The 16,923-nt window shown below is 34.3% G+C and carries 12 protein-coding genes and 2 pseudogenes; 2 read left to right on the forward strand and 12 right to left on the reverse strand.

What is annotated here, in order from left to right:
- Positions 1-98 precede the first annotated feature (98 nt).
- The 4 genes and pseudogenes from AC1Q8M_RS25755 to AC1Q8M_RS25770 form a co-directional block, all read right to left on the reverse strand.
- Positions 99-374 (reverse strand): annotated as a pseudogene (locus AC1Q8M_RS25755) (GNAT family N-acetyltransferase); the annotation flags it as partial.
- A gap of 142 nt (positions 375-516) precedes the next feature.
- Positions 517-1,386: an ankyrin repeat domain-containing protein gene (locus AC1Q8M_RS25760; protein WP_141544297.1), complete on the reverse strand. Its 870-nt coding sequence runs from the start codon at positions 1,384-1,386 to the stop codon at positions 517-519.
- A gap of 286 nt (positions 1,387-1,672) precedes the next feature.
- Positions 1,673-2,176, reverse strand: a complete 504-nt coding sequence (locus AC1Q8M_RS25765; protein ID WP_000865665.1) for a nitrous oxide reductase accessory protein NosL — start codon at positions 2,174-2,176, stop codon at positions 1,673-1,675.
- A gap of 135 nt (positions 2,177-2,311) precedes the next feature.
- Positions 2,312-2,566, reverse strand: a complete 255-nt coding sequence (locus tag AC1Q8M_RS25770; protein WP_000857376.1) for a hypothetical protein — start codon at positions 2,564-2,566, stop codon at positions 2,312-2,314.
- A gap of 254 nt (positions 2,567-2,820) precedes the next feature.
- Between AC1Q8M_RS25770 and AC1Q8M_RS25775 the strand changes: the two genes are divergently transcribed.
- The gene (locus AC1Q8M_RS25775) at positions 2,821-4,125 is read left to right on the forward strand and encodes a CitMHS family transporter (RefSeq protein WP_000880483.1); all 1,305 of its coding nucleotides are present in this window, start codon (positions 2,821-2,823) and stop codon (positions 4,123-4,125) included.
- A gap of 46 nt (positions 4,126-4,171) precedes the next feature.
- Here the strand turns inward: AC1Q8M_RS25775 and AC1Q8M_RS25780 are convergent, their stop codons facing one another.
- The 7 genes and pseudogenes from AC1Q8M_RS25780 to colA all read right to left on the reverse strand — a co-directional run bounded on the left by AC1Q8M_RS25780 (position 4,172) and on the right by colA (position 14,117).
- The gene (locus AC1Q8M_RS25780; RefSeq protein WP_000503468.1) at positions 4,172-4,864 is read right to left on the reverse strand and encodes a response regulator; all 693 of its coding nucleotides are present in this window, start codon (positions 4,862-4,864) and stop codon (positions 4,172-4,174) included.
- Between the two features lie 2 nt (positions 4,865-4,866).
- Positions 4,867-6,474, reverse strand: a complete 1,608-nt coding sequence (locus AC1Q8M_RS25785) for an ATP-binding protein (RefSeq protein WP_003269387.1) — start codon at positions 6,472-6,474, stop codon at positions 4,867-4,869.
- A 144-nt stretch (positions 6,475-6,618) separates the two neighbouring features.
- The gene (locus tag AC1Q8M_RS25790; protein WP_372584488.1) at positions 6,619-7,566 is read right to left on the reverse strand and encodes a methyl-accepting chemotaxis protein; all 948 of its coding nucleotides are present in this window, start codon (positions 7,564-7,566) and stop codon (positions 6,619-6,621) included.
- A pseudogene (locus AC1Q8M_RS25795) lies at positions 7,561-8,595 on the reverse strand (HAMP domain-containing protein); the annotation flags it as partial. The pseudogene AC1Q8M_RS25795 and the gene AC1Q8M_RS25790, both read right to left, overlap by 6 nt.
- A 248-nt stretch (positions 8,596-8,843) precedes the next feature.
- Positions 8,844-10,412 (reverse strand): flotillin lipid rafts scaffold protein FloT, encoded by a 1,569-nt coding sequence (gene floT, locus AC1Q8M_RS25800; protein ID WP_000155000.1) that lies wholly within the window; start codon positions 10,410-10,412, stop codon positions 8,844-8,846.
- A 12-nt stretch (positions 10,413-10,424) separates the two neighbouring features.
- Complete coding sequence (locus tag AC1Q8M_RS25805; RefSeq protein ID WP_001173144.1) at positions 10,425-10,973, reverse strand: NfeD family protein; 549 nt, start codon at positions 10,971-10,973, stop codon at positions 10,425-10,427.
- A 246-nt stretch (positions 10,974-11,219) separates the two neighbouring features.
- The gene (colA, locus tag AC1Q8M_RS25810; RefSeq protein ID WP_098361477.1) at positions 11,220-14,117 is read right to left on the reverse strand and encodes a collagenase ColA; all 2,898 of its coding nucleotides are present in this window, start codon (positions 14,115-14,117) and stop codon (positions 11,220-11,222) included.
- A gap of 246 nt (positions 14,118-14,363) precedes the next feature.
- Here colA and opuD point away from each other — a divergent pair, with 246 nt between their 5' ends.
- Positions 14,364-15,914 carry a glycine betaine transporter OpuD gene (gene opuD, locus AC1Q8M_RS25815; protein WP_016513616.1) on the forward strand — a complete coding sequence of 517 codons (1,551 nt, stop codon included), beginning with the start codon at positions 14,364-14,366 and terminating at the stop codon, positions 15,912-15,914.
- 79 nt (positions 15,915-15,993) lie between these two features.
- On the opposite strand, the gene AC1Q8M_RS25820 is transcribed toward opuD, so the two are convergent.
- Complete coding sequence (locus AC1Q8M_RS25820; RefSeq protein WP_016513615.1) at positions 15,994-16,857, reverse strand: GNAT family N-acetyltransferase; 864 nt, start codon at positions 16,855-16,857, stop codon at positions 15,994-15,996.
- Between the last annotated feature and the right edge of the window lie 66 nt (positions 16,858-16,923).

The following is a 16,923-nucleotide window of genomic DNA, read 5'->3' on the forward strand; positions in this document are numbered from 1 at the left end:
AATTAGGTGTTAATCGAATGTTAATATTCACCACATCATTTTTTACATTAATCTAGATATTAAAATATAAATAAATAGAACGAAACAATACTTAAAATTCAATCAATATGTAAATTCATTCCATAGTTAATGATTTTTAGTTTGCTTGCCACTGCTTGCAAACTAAAGTTATCCCAAGCGGTACTATAAAGTGGAATGCGCCTTTTCTCTTGTATTGATATGGCCCAGGCTGTAACAACATCAGTACCATATCCGTTCCCTTGAAACTCCGCTAAAGTTTCCACACTTGCCTCAGCAGCTACGGGCGTACTTCTGGCACTGCAACAAACAGAAACTACTTTTTCATTTTTTACAATTGCCAAATAAGGTTGCCTCCTTATTTACTCCATATACCATCCATTCATAATCTATTTTTCATGTTCAAAATAAAAATCCCATTCAAATACACATTACTGAATCCATCATACTAACTGATTTCTTCATTCTGTCTATCTAAATGGGATTATTTTTCGTTTTTTACTCTACTGGTTGTTGTGGCTGTACTACTTCATTCGCTCCAGCTACCCTCAACATATTTACAATATCTTTAAAACCTCTTTTTTCAGCGTATTGCAGTGGCGTCAGATGTTCCTTGTTAGCCATGTTTACATCTGCACCGTGATCAATAAGCAATTGAATTACTTTCTTATGGTTTTCACTACCATTTCCTAATACAATTGCTTCTAATAGCGCTGTTCCACCACGTTCATTTTTATAATTCACATCAATATCTGTATGCTCTAATAATTCTTTAACAACCTCTACATGGCCACGTTCAGATGCAGAAATAAGTGCTGTCCCACCTGACCTAGTCGTTTCTTTCGTATTAACTCCTGCATTAATTAATACTTTTACAATATCCGTATATCCTTCTCTACTTGCATAAAGAAGTGGATTACTTTTTTTCTCATCTTTAATTTCAATATTAGCACCTGCACCAATTAATGCTTTAACTGTCTCTACATGATTTTGGTACGTCGCTGCAAGGACAGGCGTTTCTCCGTTGTCACCTTCTACGTTTATATTCGCTCCATCCTGAATCAACTTCATAGCTGTCTCTGTGTCTCCAAGAGTAGCTGAAAGTAACAACTGTTTGTCCATTAAATTTATACTTTTCTCTTCTTTAGATTCTTCCTGTTCTTTATGCTTCTCTTTTTTCTTTTCATTTTTCACATGAACCGGTTTCGATTCTGGTTCTTCTTGCTTATCGCAAGCCACTACCGTGATTAAAAGTCCTAATAAAATACATAATAAAATTTTTTGTTTTCTCACAACTACAGCTCCTATGAAAGATAATGTTTTCTTAACCATTCCTCCATCACATACAATAACTCTTCTTGAGTACATTTATCCATAAGCCCTTTAGATTCCTTCTTTAATCGGATTATCTTAAGCTTATACTATGTTTCTCAACCTATTGAAATGATACGCCTGATGGCCCCATCATTAACATTATGAAGCAATTAGTTTAGCACGTTTTTACCGCATTTGTATACATTTCTAAAAAGTACATAAATGATTGCTTTAGGTTACTATATTCCATTGTAACCGTTCCGCTAAAAATTTTACACCTTTTCTATATTTGCACCTGAGTAATAATAGAAAAAGACAACTACATAGTTGTCTTTTTCTATTAATGATGTCCACCATGATTTCCTGCTTTCGGTTTCCCCATCATCTCTTTATTCATTTCCCATTTATGCTCTGCTAGCTCTTTATACGAAAGAACTTTCCCCTTATAGTTAGATACAAAGCTCTCTGCATCTTTTTTATTTTTAAATGAAATGACATTATAAGCCATCGGTGTCGTTATTGTTTTATCATATACGTAAGTAGCGTCTTCTAACGAAATCCAATCTTTCGAATCATAATCTCGGACAAATTTCTCTTTCGTCTTTTCATCTGAGTTGATCTCCATCCATTTATACATACAACCGATATCATCAAACTTTAACGCTTTTCCATTTTCTAAAATAATTTCTGTTGCAAATTGATTATCTGTTACCCCAATTTGGCAAATATCACATTTATCATGTTTCTCATCAATGGCAACAGCTGCTGTTTCCTTTTTCCCACACCCGACTACTGTAAATACGAAACATAAACATATAGCAAGTACGACATATTTTACTTTCATCAATATTCCTCCCTAGAAACCGTATACTCCACGAAAAGAATACCAAAAGGTTGTGTGAGATTTGTGAAAAAACAATGTGCTTTTTGTAATATAGGAAACAAAAAAAGATGTGTAGTTATTTCTACACATCTCTCATCACTCACAACCTGTAATTAATAAATCATCTTCTAATTTAACTAATAATGTATCCGCACTAATTTCCTGTCCAACTTCTACATTTACCAATCTTATATTTCCACTAATCCCGACTGCAATTTTTTTTAGCTCACCGTCATTTTTTCGGATCATCAGTAATTTTTCCCATTCATATACGTAAGAAGATTCATTAATAAAAATCTCCTCTACTTTTCCTTCATAAGAGCTATAAATCTCTTCTATTCTCGTTTTCATATAACATCTACTCCCTATTTCACACTTCACTATTTTCATCTTATTCTACCATTCTTACGAGGAGTGGCTTACTTTTTAAAAATTCAAATTAACTACCGTGAACAAAATGAACAAAATAAAAATTATGCTTCTAATGATGTTATTTTTCAAATTATTTACCATTTGAATAGATGCTTTTATTATAAATAAAAAACCTTTTTCTGAATTTTTATTCTTTTTTGAAAGCGCAATCATTCTTTTGAGGGGGAAATTACATGTTAGCACTACTTGGATTTGTGATGGTATTTGTCTTTATGTTTTTAATTATGACGAAACGTATGTCAGCACTAGTAGCCTTAATATTAATTCCGAGTGTTTTTGCAGTAATTGGCGGATTCTATGCCAATATGGGGCCTATGATGTTAGAGGGGATTCAAAAATTAGCACCTACTGGTATTATGCTTATGTTCGCTATTTTATATTTTGGGATTATGATTGATAGCGGTTTATTTGATCCTGTCATTAGTAAGATTTTAAAATTTGTAAAAGGAGATCCTTTAAAAATCGTTGTCGGAACGGCTATATTGACTATTATCGTTTCTCTAGATGGTGATGGTACAACAACATACATGATTACAGTTTCTGCAATGTATCCACTATATAAGCGCCTTGGAATGAACCCCCTCATATTGGCTGGAGTTGTTATGTTAGGGGCGGGGGTAACAAATCTTACACCTTGGGGTGGACCCACAGCTCGTGTTATGAGCGCACTTGGACTTGAGGCTTCCGAATTATTTACACCTCTTATTCCAGGAATGATTGCTGGTGCAATTTGGGTTGTTTTCGTTGCCTACTATCTTGGAAAAAAAGAAAGAAAACGTTTAGGAATTATGGATGTACAGTATTTAAAACAAATGCAAACAATGGATGAGCAAGCTGCAACTGTTGAAGCTGCAGCGCATAAACGCCCTAAACTTCTATGGATTAACTTTTTATTAACCGCTGCATTACTTGTTTGTCTCATACTAGAAGTTATGCCGTTACCTGTTTTATTTACAGTCGCTTTTGCTATTGCTGTTATGATTAACTATCCAAACTTAGAGCAACAGAAAGAACGTATTGCTTCTCATGCAGGGAATGTATTAGCAGTTGTTTCTCTCGTATTTGCTGCCGGTATTTTCACTGGTATTTTATCTGGAACAAAAATGGTAGATGCAATGGCTAACAGTGTAGTAACTCTTATACCAGATGCACTTGGACCACAACTACCAATTATTACAGCACTTCTCAGTATGCCATTCACATTTTTCATGTCTAATGATGCATTTTACTTCGGGGTATTACCTATTTTGACGAAAGCTGCTGCTACTTACGGAATTAGTGCAGCTGAAATGGGACGCGCTTCCTTACTTGGGCAACCCGTTCACTTATTAAGTCCTCTTGTCGCTTCCACTTATTTATTGGTCGGAATGGCCAAAGTTGATTTCGGTGAACATCAACGCTTCACTTTATTGTGGGCCGTTGGAACGACAATGGTTATGTTAATTACCGGAATTGTAATTGGGATTATTCCAATATAAGATGCAAAAAAACAGTAGAAGAAATAAAATCCTCTACTGTTTTTTATTATGAAGAAGCAAGAAAATACCGTCTCTCCGGTCTCCCAACACTTCCATATATTAGCTCTGCGTGGACTTTCTTCCCAGATATCAAATACTCTAAATAGCGCCTTGCCGTTGATCGGCTTACTCCAATCATTGAGCTTAACATTTCTGCTGTAATCCCTTCTTCATTAACTGTTAACATATGCTTTTTTACTTTCGCTAAAGTATAAGGATCTATCCCTTTCGGGGCATATTCTATTTGATCTCCCTTCACGCCTCTTTGAGACCATAAATATTCAATTTGTTCCGTAGATAATTGATTGTTCTTCTTTAACTGTATAATCTTTTTTTGATAGCCTTCTAGACTTGCTTTAAATCGATCAAACATTAGTGGCTTTACGATATAATCTGTTACTCCGCCCCGTAGGGCGTGCCTCACTACATCTGTTTCCGATGCCGCTGTAATCATAATAATATCTGTATCGTGCAAATGATTCCTAATATATGTGACAAGTTCCGTTCCTTGCATATCAGGTAAGTACACATCTAATAACACGAGCTGTGGCTTCACAAGCTCTAGCCATTCTTTCGCTTGTTCTCCAGTCGTTGCCGTTCCAATTACTTTAAATCCCTCAATTTTTTCAGTAAAACGACGATGAATGTCAGCAATCCGAATATCATCTTCTACAATTAATACTTCAATCTCCTCACCCATTACTATTCGCCTCTCTCTTTCGGTAGTGCAATAATAAATAACGCACCACCTAAATCCCCTTTTTCAATTGCAATACTTCCATTTAAATCTTCTACTAACTCTTTCACTTTTGCTAATCCATACCCTCGCTCTCCTCCTTCTTTCGTCGAAAAGCCTTTATAGAATATGCTAGTAATTATTTCATCATGAATCCCTTGCCCTGAATCTTCCACTTCAATTAATATTTCTTCTCCAATATCAGTTACAAACATCCTTACTTTCTTATCATTCTCTTCATTTTTTTCAATTGCTTCAAATGCATTCGTAATTAAATTTCCTAAAATAGAAACGACATAATTACTCTCAATATGTGGACTTAATTTGTCTAAACCACTTTCTCTATCTAGCATAAAATCAATCTTCAACTCTCGTGCTCTATTATAAAATCCAATTAAAATTCCACCTAGCCATGGATTTTGAATCCGCTTCATAATAAATTGAACAAAATCTTGATATACCGCTGTTTCCTTATGAATAAGCTCTAAAGCATCTTCGTATGATTCTAATTGGATAAGACCTGAAAGCGTATACAATAAATTGTTATATTCGTGCGTTTGCGCTCGTAATGCCTCTGTATATTGCTTCGTCTGAGATAATTCTGCTGTTAACTGATCCATTTCAGATTTCAAACGTAAGCTCGATACAACGCCAGTTACTTTATTCTTTACTTTAATAGGTAGACGGTTCGCAATAACAGCCTGTCCTTTTATATTTAATTGACGATCAAACTGTTCTTCACCAGTTTGAAGTACATCTAGTATCGTTGAATTAGGAATTACATTTAAAATAAATTCCCCAATAATATTTTGTTGCTTATCTAGCGAAAGAATATCATAAGCTGCTTGATTGACTAAACTAATCATGCCATTTTTATCGATTACAATAATCCCTTCACGTACAGATTGAATCACTGTACTATGCTCTTCATATAAAGATGAAATTTCTTCTGGTTCCATCCCGAACATCATTCTTTTTATACTTGCCGCTAAATATATAGAGCCGATTATTCCAATTAAAAGACCTATTATTGTAATCCAAAATACACGCTTTCCATACACTTCTACCGCTCCATGAATATCAGCCATTGAAAACCCAACAGACACCACACCAATAATTTCATTTTCCTGGTTACGGACTGGGACTTTCCCACGCAACGAAGGGCCTAATGATCCATTAGCTTTAGAAACATAAGATTTCCCTTCTAATAAAACGCCTTTATTATCTCCGCCAACCATTTTTTCTCCTATTTTATCTCGCTCAGGATGCGCATAACGAATCCCCTCTTTGTTTCCAACTACAATAAAGTCAGCCTCTGTATCAATTCGAATTTTTTCTGCGATTGGCTGAATAATAGAAGCTGGATTTTCTTTTTGAAAAGCTTCCTGAATTTCTGGTATCGCGGCAACTGTTTTCGCAACATGCAAAGCCCGTTTACCAATTTGCTCTTCTACCGTTTCAGATAATATGTAATAAAACAAATAACTCGTTAGCATAAGTACAACTAAAATAAGTGTACTAATAGTTAATGTAATTCTCGGTTGGAGTTTTAATTTTTTAAATTTCAAAACCATTCCCCTAACATGATTAAAGATAGAATTTAAAGAAAATACAGTTTTTTATTATCATAACACGGTTACTATATATTTCTTTCTTTTTTATCTTCATAAAAAAAGAAACGAAGCATAAGTACTACTTCGTTTCTTAACAGTTTATTATTATATTTTAAACTTACCAATCATCTCTTGTAATTCTTCTGCCATTTGTGATAAATGGACTGCTGCTGCATTTATTTCATCTACTGAAGCTAATTGTTCCTCAGAGGAACCAGCAATATTTTGAACACTTGCGGCATTTTCTTCAATCGTAGCTGCAATTTCATTAATAGATGCACTTACTTGTTTTGCATCTACCGTCATTTGTTTTGCTACATCTACCATGCTATCAATTTGTACAACTGTATCATTTGTAGACTTCAATATTTCGACAAAGCTTTGCTTCGTTTCATTTGCAACTACAAGTCCTGATTGTACTTCTGCTCCAACTTGATTCATAGAGCTTACTGTTTCTTTTATATCAAATTGAATCTCTTTCACTAGTTTCCCAATTTCCGTAGATGACTGTCCTGATTGTTCTGCTAGCTTTCGCACTTCATCTGCTACAATTGCAAATCCTCTACCTTGCTCTCCAGCTCTCGCAGCCTCAATTGCCGCATTTAACGCTAATAAATTTGTCTGTTCTGCAATATGTTGAATTACTTCAAGGATTGCTCCAATTTGTTTCGACTTATCGTCTAACAAACCAATGATTTTGTCTGACTGTGAAACAGACTCATGAATTAATTGCATTTGATTCACAGTTTGTTCAACTAACTTCCCACCATTTTCAGCTTTTTTCTTCGTATACATAGAGGCTGTAGATACTAATGAAGAACTATCTGCAACACGCTGAATTCCTTCTGTAACTTCTTCTAACAATGTTGCTCCTTCTTCAACTTCTTTCGTTTGTATTTCTGCACCACTTGATACTTGCTCTATAGCCTGTGTAATTTGTTCCGTTGCTTCGCTTGTCTGCTTCATACTAGCTGTTAATTCTTCTGAAGATGCCGCTACATGACTTGCTGAAGTGTTTATATTAGAAATGACACTTTGTAACGATGCAGCCATCTCGTTAAAACTTTCTCCTAGCTGTCCAATTTCATCTTTAGAATGAACTGTAATTGATTCTGTTAAATCACCTTCACTAATCTTCTTCGATGATATGACAAGTTGTTTTAACGGTTTAATAATAGACGCAATTATGAAGTAAATTACAATCCCACCGATTATTAGTGAAATTCCAAGAACAGTTATTGTTTTATAGAAAATAGGTTCAGCCGCTTCGATAATTTCTTTGGAAGGCATAATTCCTGCTATTTTCCATCCAGTTTTCTTATTCGTTTTAAAAGTGATATTGCGATCTTCACCATCTAATGAATAATGAAAATCCCCAGCTTCCTGTTTATACAATTCTTTACTAAGTTTCTCTTCTAATTTCTCTCCTGGCTTCATTTTCGGGTGCGCTACTACATTTTTATCTTGATCAAATATCGCTACATATCCTTCCTTACCGATATTAACCATCTTAGAAGTAGTAACGATATCATTAATGATTAAGTCAATCCCAAGAACTCCACTTTTATCCTCGTTTTGTTTTGCTAGTGTAATAACAATATTTCCTGTCGTTTTTGACTTATATGGAGCAGTTACAATTACTTCTCCGCTTTTCTTCACTGCCTCTTTATACCAATCTCTTTCTGTAGGATTATATCCATCTGGCATCTGAATAGCTGGTGATTGAATGAACTGTCCATTACTAGATCCTGTATAGATTGCTTCCATTTCTGGATGCAGTTTATTGTATTCTTCTAGTTTATTTTGTATGTTTTGAATTTGATCTGCTTGGTAACTTGATTGTGTAAATAATTTCGTAAAATAAGTTGCATCTATTTTTTTACTATCCAATTCCTTATTAATTACATTATCCAAAATTTTTATATTATCTTTCGCCGAGTTTAAAATTGTTTCATTAAAATTCGTCTTCGCCTGTTGATAAGACGTCCAACCAATTACAATACTTGGAAGAATTAAAATAATAATAAATGATACAAGTAACTTTGTTTTTAAACTACTACTCCTTAATTTCCCTTGAAACATACTTCTACCCCTCCATACCGTTTTAAATGTAATTAATTAACATTTAATCTTTCTATAAAAATAATACGATTTAAATGTATCAATGAGACTCTCTATCTTTTTATACATCTAAAGAATTGATACATATCTTTTTCATTCTATATAAATTAAATAATTAAAACAATGTATAAAAATGTATATTATTCGAAATATTATAATTCATAGGAGAACCTCTAGTATTTCACTTACTAGAGGTTCTTTTCACCTTACTATTCTTTTTCTACTTCTTTTTTCTCATCTTCTACTACAGATACAACAGGTTTATCGCTTGATAATTGTTGTACCGCTCCTTTTCCTGCAAATCCTTCTAATAGCTCTTTTAAGTCAATGCCAGAAGAAGCTTTTAACGTTTCTTGCATCGTTGCCATTAAATCAGTCGCATAACCCGCAACTTTTCCGGCCCCGCTATTTTTACCACCGCCGCCTGTATCGACAACTGTGATTTTATCAATATTACTAAGCGGACTTGCAAGTTCCTTCGCATAACTTGGAAGCATTTTAAGAACCATATCCATAATTGCCGCTTGACCATATAATTCAAATGCTTCTGCGATTTTTTGTTTCGCTTCTGCTTCTGCTAAACCTTTTAATCTAATAACATCTGCCTCTGCTGTACCTTGCGCTTTTTGTACTTCCGCTTTCGCTTGACCTTGTGCTTTTTCAATTTCCGCCTTCGCTAAACCTTCTACACGTACTTCTTCTGCACGTGCTCTCGCTTCTGCTTCAATCTTATATTGATCCGCATCGGCTTTTTTAATTTGTTTTACTTTTTCTGCTTCCGCTGATTGCTCAACAGCATAGCGATCTGCATCGGCTTTTTTCTTAACTTCTGCATCATATTGCTTTTCACGACGCGCAATTTCTTTTTCTTCTAACTCAATTTGCTTTTCACGCTCAATGATTTTAACGCGCATTTGCTCTTCTGTAACACCTTGTTGTGCTTTCGCTTGTTGTAATTCGTAAGAAAGATCCGCATCTGCACGCGCTTGTTCTTGTTCTCTCTTATAAGACTGTACTTTTAATTCTTTATGTTTTTCAGCTTCAGCGATTTGTGCATCACGTTGATATTCTGCTTCTTTTGCCTCTTTTTCAGCACGGGCTTTTTCAATACGTGCTTCTTTTTCACGCTCTGCATTCGCAATTGTTGCATCACGCTTAACTGTCGCAATTTGGGGCTGACCAAGCGCATCTAAGTATCCGTTTTTATCCATTATTTCTTTAATTGTGAAAGAAACAATGCGAAGTCCCATCTTCTTTAAATCTGTAGAAGCTACTTCATGTACCTTTTGAGCAAATTGCTCTCTATTACTATACGCATCTTCTACTGTCATAGAAGATAAGATAGCACGGAGATGCCCTTCTAAAACTTCTTTTGCTTCTATTTTTAACTCTTCTGTTTCTTTTCCTAAATATTGTTCAGCTGCTGTGGAAACTTCTTCAATTGTTGATCCCACTTTAATAATAGAAACACCGTTTACTGTGATCGGTACACCTTGTTTCGTATACGTATCACGTGTACCAACTTCTAATTTATAGTTTAATAAGCTTAAAGGCTCTGCTCTTTGCATAATTGGAACTACGAAAGTACCGCCCCCGCGAATAATCTTAATCTTCTTTCCATCATCAGTGGTAACTACATTCTTTCCTCCACCAAGCCAGTTCCCTGTAACAATTAACGCTTCATCCGGACCAACCGTACGATACTTCGTAATAAATACTAAAATGAGTAGAATTAAAATTGCGAGTAAAACTCCACCGATAATTAATGGAATCGTCATGTAAATTCCCCCTTATAATTTTGGTTTCTTTAAAGAATAAGCGATGTTTTGTACAAGTAAAACACCATCTTGGACTCCCTCGATAATAACCTCTGTTCCTTGCGAAATATCTTTTTTTCCAACAGTTTTAGCTGGGATTGCATTACTTCCAAATTGGGATGAAATTAATACTTCACCAAATCCTTCTGTAGGAATTGTCGTAATGACTTCTCCTTTACAACCGATAAATTCATCCATACGTTGTACGGTATTTTGTTCTGCTTCTGCAATCGGTTTTAAAATTAGTATTTTCATGATGAAAACACCGATAAAAGATATAGCAAATGCAGCCCCAAAAATAAGAATGCTATTAAAGGAAAATAAATATTCTCCTATATAACTAAGTCCACATAACATGGCGAAAAAACTAAGTAATAAAGTAACAACGGATACAGATCCGCCCCCAAAACTAAATATCGATTCAAATATATCTCCAAAAAAGATATAAATAACAGTGAGTATAGTAGCAATAATAAATCCATATAAATAAATTGTTTCAAGTGGATAACCAAACAAAGCCATTTCTTATCCCCCTCTCTTAAACAATCCCTTTTTTGTTATGTGTATGCCCCACCTCTTTCAAAGATTATCGTTCTTAATTTTCAGTCATTTCCCTTTTAAATAAAAGCCTGTAAGACAGGCCTCTAAAAAAGAACAGGAGAAACCTATTGTGACAGGCTCCTCCTAGAAAATAACCGATATATTATATATCTATATAATATACTATTTTCCACAAAAAGTAAAGTTAAACATACATTGGAAAAGCGCTTATTTTACTGACAATTCGTATGTTCCATCGCTATTATCATATTTATATACATACAAGTAATACTTACCTGGTTTTGCATTAAATTTTGCTTCTATATGATTCCCATTAGCTTGACCGTAAGCCGCATAATTTTGCATATCTGATTCATGGTGAAGTACCCATGTCATCCCAATTCCATACTCATTTAAAACAGAAATGTCGATATCTTTCGCTGATGCTACATTAAATGTATAAACATCAGTGTGGTCCCCACCAATAAGACTACCTTTTATAGTACTATTTAGCCCGATACGATTTGCTTCCTCTGGACGATTATTTGGTTCTGATTCTGTTAAACTTCCATCTTTAATCGTAACAGTTGTTTCGCTTCTGCTCTCTTTTCCCTTATCATCTTTTACTCTTAACGATACTTTATAAGAACCTTCTCTTTCATATACATGTACTGGATTCACTTCTGCACTTGTGCTTCCATCTCCAAATTCCCATAAATAAGAAGCAATTTTTCCATCTTCATCGCTTGAGCCATCACTTTTAAATTGAATTCCCTCTTTTACAAGACCATTATAAGGGCCATTTATATTAACCGTTGGAGCTTTATTTTCTCCATCATCTTTTGCGATTCCATGGAAGACTACATCATATTCAAATTCATTTGAGCTATTCACACGATAATTGACAAAGTATGCTGTAACAGTTTTGTAGCCACTCCATTCTTTTTGCGCCAATTGTTCTAAAGATTCATTTACTCTTTTACTCATTTCTTTCCAATCTTCTGATTCACCTTTTGTGACACTACCTGTATACGTACCTTCTAATGTAAATGTATTAAAGAATTGAGAATTATGTTTTGTCATTTTTGTATCTTTCATAGGCAACGTATCACTAATTTCTTTCTTCACCGCTCCTAATGACTTCGTTGCATGTTCAGCTAAATAATCATCAGCTACTTCTGGTACAGTGTATGTATCTTGATTATCAATTAACTGCTGCATATACTCTTGATACTCTTTATTTAACTTAGGATCTTTACTTAGATTTTCACGATATGCATCATAATTTTTCACGTCATTCGCACGAATCAAATCTTGAATTTTATCAAATGTTTCAAACTGATGCGTATATAAATAAGACTGCAATGCGAACGAGTAATTATAGAAATCCCAAGAACCGTATTTAGCAAATAGTGTACGCTCTGCTGTATAACGGCTTGCAGGATCAGATGATAATCCGCTAATTATACTCTTTCTTGGTACAACGTTATTCGTACGAGTAGATCCTGCGAAAAACTCTGCATTTCCTTCTTGGAACCAAGTTAGCCTTTCATTTTGATACATATCTCCTCTTCCAAATAAACCAGGAACTTCATATCTCCCTTGCAGATAATGAGTAAATTCATGACGGAATAACTCTTCTAAACTATAAATACTTTGCTCTGGCGTACGCTCATATGTAAAGAATGTTCCTGTCTCTTCAATATAAATTCCACCGTTGTTTGTTTCATATCCATACAATTGTCTATTTAACTGATATTCATCTGGACTATTATAAATTACGATCGTTAATACATCATCCGCATTTCCTGGCTCTAACGCTTTGTCATTTCCAATTACACGGTGATACTGTGCCTTTACTTCCTTCGCAGCCCAATATAGTCTCTTAATTTTTTCTTCTGATACTTTATCTCCTGTTTTGAACACAATTGATCCATCGTCGAATGTATACGTTTTTGGTAAGTATTGCTCTTTTCCTTCTTTACGTATTTTCTCTAAATCTACTGTATTCCCACTATAATCTTTACCATTATAATTTGTTGTAATTTGTTCTACCGCAACAAAATAAGGTTCACTTAAGCGCGGGTACATATGCATCGCTTGTGTAACAACCTCTAATCCTTTATTTGGATTGCTATGAAACTTCCCTAAACGGCTAGCAAAATAAATGCCATTATTAACGAGCCATTTATTTTCTGACGTTACTTCATTTAGAAGAGCAATACGATTTATTTCATTAATAAACCCATCTACTTTTCCATACCACATCGTTTCATTCGCTTCTTTACGAGCCTCAGTTAAGTACGACTGTATATCATAGTCAATACCTTGCATAATATCGTATATTGCTTGTCCCTTCATTCGATCATTTACATAAGTAGTATAATTATCATTGTATTGCTTTAAAATATTCGATGCGTATTGAACCGTTTCAACATCGCTTGAAGCATTACTAATTAATTTACCGTATGCAGATACGACTGTATCTTGTTCAACTGTACCAAGCTTAAAGTTTGGATTTTTTGCGATTGCTTTTAAAGCAGGTAAACATTTATCCTGGAAGCTTCTTTCATTTAAGTCGCTTAATTCACTATTATAAAATGCAAGATAAAAAGCTGAACGCAACACTTCAGTAAACGTTTGAATTCCTTTTGAATCATCTTTTGTAAATGTACTACCTCTATGAGCTAATTCATCTATAATGACTTGCATTTTTCCTTTATCTTTATAAAAAGCCTTTGCATCTTCATTAAACTGAAATAAGTCTGTAATTTGGTGCCACTTAATACTGCCTAACGTTTCAACCAATTCTTGATCATTCATTTTGTTTAAATCAGCCATTGAATAGCTTTCTTTAACTTGCTTTACTGCAGTTTTCTTCGTAATAGATGCTGGTCGCTGTGAAAAATCTCCTACTTTTAAACGTTCTTGAAATGATAAAGTTTCATCAACTTTTGAAATATGTCCAACTTCATCTACCGACTTTTCAATTCCAACCGGTTTCGTTTTCAACACGTTATACGGTACTTTTTCTTCCGCTGCTGCATGAGTTTGAAGTGCGCCTAACGATAAAGCCATTGTACTAATGCTAAGCATCACTTTATTGATCTTTGATTTCTTGTTCATATCCTTGCCCCCTATTTTAATATTCCATTCAAGAATTTAACATAAAATCTGGATGTAACAATATAAAATGCAATATTTCATATTATTTCTTCCTATAATTTGTACATATCGTGAACACATTGCTCTTTACCTCCCTAAAACAAATTACATCCTTTCATGTTAAAAAAAGGGAGTTTTTTGACAATTAAAAACTTAATTGTTATGATTACTATAATTGTTAACTTTATTAAATAAGGGTGGGATTCTATGATAAAAAAAGAAAACAGTGTATTTTATATCTCCTTCTTGCTAACAACATTATTCATTATATGGGGAATTACCCCAGCAAGTTGGATACAAGGCTACGATTTACAAAGTGTTACATCTTCTTTAAACTCATTTATCCTCAATAAATTTGGGTGGTTTTACTCTCTACTTATGACTACAATGATTATTTTGGCTGCTTATTTAGCATTTTCTAAGTACGGTTCTATTCGTCTTGGTAAAGATGGAGAAAAGCCAAAATATAATTATCCATCTTGGCTATCCATGTTGTTTGGGGCAGGAATGGGAATTGGACTCCTCTTTTATGGAATCGCTGAACCGATTTCACATTTTACAGATCCATTAACAGGAAAAGCAGGTACAGAAGAAAGCGCCAAACTCGCTATGCAATATTCATTTTTCCACTGGGGACTCTTTCCGTGGTCACTATACGCAATGGTCGCTTTAACAATTGCATATTTCACATTCCGCAAACAAAAAGGTAGCACTATCGGGGCTACAGTTACTCCATTATTTAATCGATCGAAAAATTCTCGTATCGGAAAAACAGTTGATATTTTAGCTGTTTTAGCCACAGTGTTTGGCATTGTACCATCTGTTGGGATTGGTGCTCAACAAATTGCTGGAGGATTAAGCTATTTATTCCCTTCCATTCATAACACTTTACTTACCCAGCTCGTACTTATAGCTATCTTCGCTGTTTTATATTTAACAAGTGCACAAACTGGCTTAGATCGTGGGATTAAATATTTGAGTAACTTGAATTTCTCTCTTGCAGGTATTTTACTCATCTCTTTCTTACTTTTAGGGCCAACCGTATTTATTATGAAATATTTCACATCTACACTCGGTTCTTATATTGGAGCTTTGCCTAGTATGGGATTAAATTTAGGAGCATTTAATGAAAAATCTTCTTCTTGGATTGAAAACTGGACTATTTTCTATTGGGGATGGTGGATTTCTTGGTCTCCATTCGTCGGCACATTTATCGCACGTATTTCTAAAGGGCGTACAATAAAAGAATTTATTTTTGGAGTTGTATTAGTCCCAACTCTTATCTGTACATTTTGGTTTGCAGTATTTGGTGGTACCGCAATTCATATGGAAATGTTCCAATCGCTTGGAATAGCTGATGAAATTGCAAAAAATGGTACAGAGATTGGATTATTTGCTGTTATTTCACATCTACCATTCTCTACATTTTTAACGATTATCGGGTTAATTTTAGTAGCCACATTTTTCGTTACTTCTGCCGATTCAGCAACATTTGTTGTTTCCATGCAAACGAGTAACGGAAGCTTATCACCGAAAAATAGTTTAAAACTTATATGGGGATTAACAATCGCGATAATTGCCGCTATTTTATTACAAGCTGGAGGATTAAATGCACTACAAATCGCAGCTATAATTGCTGCGCTACCATTTTCTATTGTAGTCGTTCTTATGGTCACTTCGCTTTTTAAAGAGCTAAAAAAAGAAGATGTTAATTCGCAAACGAAAGAAATATCTCAAAAAACAAAAAAAGTTATGTAACAATTGGCGCCTCAAATTACTTTTAAATCCGTAATAAAACCCATTCATATGAAATATCATTTTCATATGAATGGGTTTTTCACTCTATTATATAGTGTTGTAAACATGCTTTTTCCTCAAAACCTACTTTCTTGTACAATTTCATCGCACGATCATTATTCGTATTCAAACATAGTACTATCTCTCTCATCCCTTGGAAGGAGAAAATATACTGAATTGCCCCTTGTAATATCCGCTCTCCGACACCTTTTCTTCTACTATTTTCAGCGGTTGCAATAAATTCAATATTCGCTTCTTGAAACTCTGGATTTACTTCCACATATACATAACCTTCTAACTTATCATTCTTCATACTTACAAATAATTTATTCGTATTACTTAAACGTTCAATAATTTCGTTTCCGTCATAATACGTATTAGAAAATACATGATTGTGTAAAGCGATAAACTGCTCAAACACTTGTGGTAAAGCCTCTTCTACATTACATATAATACGGTGCTCCACAATATTATTTAAAACGAGAATACTATGTCGACCTTGTTCTTTTGCATGTAAATTCCTCATTAAACGGGCACAATTATTATTTTCCACATGATAAAAACCATAAAATCTCTCAATATGAAAAGGCACCTTTTCTATAAGTTCCTTCCACATATGTAAAGCAACTTCTTCCCAATTCTCTGCGATAATAAACGGTCCCCATATCTCTGCACATTTCTTTACTTCATCCACATCAAATCCTAATAAACCTATTAAATTATTATTCTCATAAGTAGCAACAAAAGATTGTTCCCAGCCTATATCTGAAAAATCATGAATAATTGTCTGTAACAACTCCTCTTTCTCATCTCCACAATAGCCAACATGATGAGTAGCATCTTTATTCATATTCGCAATAAATGCTGCCACCTCTTCAATTTTCAAAATAGAACTGACATACATAACCTCTCCTCCTTCACTAATATATTCACACCTTTTCCATTTATATCCTTCTAAAAAAGACATCAC

Source organism: Bacillus sp. GW823-FHT06A10 (assembly GCF_058795375.1).